Annotated in this window: 1 pseudogene; it reads left to right on the top strand. The window is 78.5% G+C overall.

What is annotated here, in order from left to right:
- Positions 1-1140 (top strand): annotated as a pseudogene (locus ABZV94_RS41810) (hypothetical protein); the annotation flags it as partial.

The following is a 1140-nucleotide window of genomic DNA, read 5'->3' as shown; positions in this document are numbered from 1 at the left end:
GCCATGAGCGCGCCCACGAGGCCGAGCGCCGCCTCGCCGAGTCACTGGCCGCCGAGGAACGGCTCGCGGAGCTGCTGAGCCTGCCGGGCGCGCCCAGCGTGGCACGGGTGCCCGCGCCCAGGACGGAAGAGGGCGACGGCACGCGCGCACCGGCCGCCGGCACCACCCCCGGCGCTCTCACCCCCGAAGAACTCGACCGCTTCGCCGACGAGTTGCGCGAACTCCTCGACGACGCCGTGTCCACCGCCGAACGGCACCTGTTCGACCTGCGTACGGCCGCCGCCGACGACGCCCGCATCCTCGGCGCCCTCGGCGACGGCGGGCTGCTGCCGCCCGGCCCGGACGTGCTGGCCACCGTCGAGTTCCTCGGCGAGCACGGCATCCCGGCGCTGCCCGGCTGGCGCTACCTGGCACAGGCCGTCGACCCCGCCGACCACGCGCGTGTGCTCGCCGCCCGCCCCGAACTGGTCGACGGTGTGATCATCACGGACCCGGACACGCACGCGCGTGCCCGCGAGGCCCTCGGCGACGCCGCCCTCCTGCCCCGCTCCGCCGTCGCCGTCGGCACCGCCGCCGCACTGCTCGCCCCGCCCCCCGCCCAGGGCACCACCCCCGGTGATGTGTTCCTCGTGCCGCCGAACCCGGCCATGCACGACGAGCACGCCGCCGACGAGGAACGCCAGGCACTGCGGGCCCGGGCCACCGCACGCGACGAGGAGATCCGCGCCCTCGCCGCCCGCCTCGGCAAGGACCGCGAACTCGCCGCGCGCCTCGCCTCCTGGCGCACCGGCTGCCCCGCCGGGCGCCTCACCGAGCTGGCCCGGGCCGCCGAGGAGGCCCGCCTCTTCGCCGAGGAGACCGAGGCCGAACTGGCCGAGGCACGTACCGTGCGCGCGGAGGCCGACGAGTCCGCAGCCGAGGCCGCCCGGATCCGCGACGAACGGCAGGAGGCCGCGCAGAAGGCCCGGCGCGCCGCCGACGCCCTCGCCGGCCTCGCCTTCCGGCTCCGCGAACGCGCCGGCTGGCAGGCGAGACTGCGCGAACTCGCCGACGAGGCCGCCGAGTCCGAGGCCCGCGCCCAGGCCTGCCTCGACCGCGCCCGCGCCGCCGACGAGGACCGCCGCGCCGCCCAGCGCGCCG

This window comes from Streptomyces sp. NPDC004658, assembly GCF_040609555.1.
GTDB lineage: Bacteria > Actinomycetota > Actinomycetes > Streptomycetales > Streptomycetaceae > Streptomyces.
The sequence above is the reverse complement of the archived record's forward strand: the minus strand, read 5'-3'. Positions and strand labels throughout refer to the sequence as shown.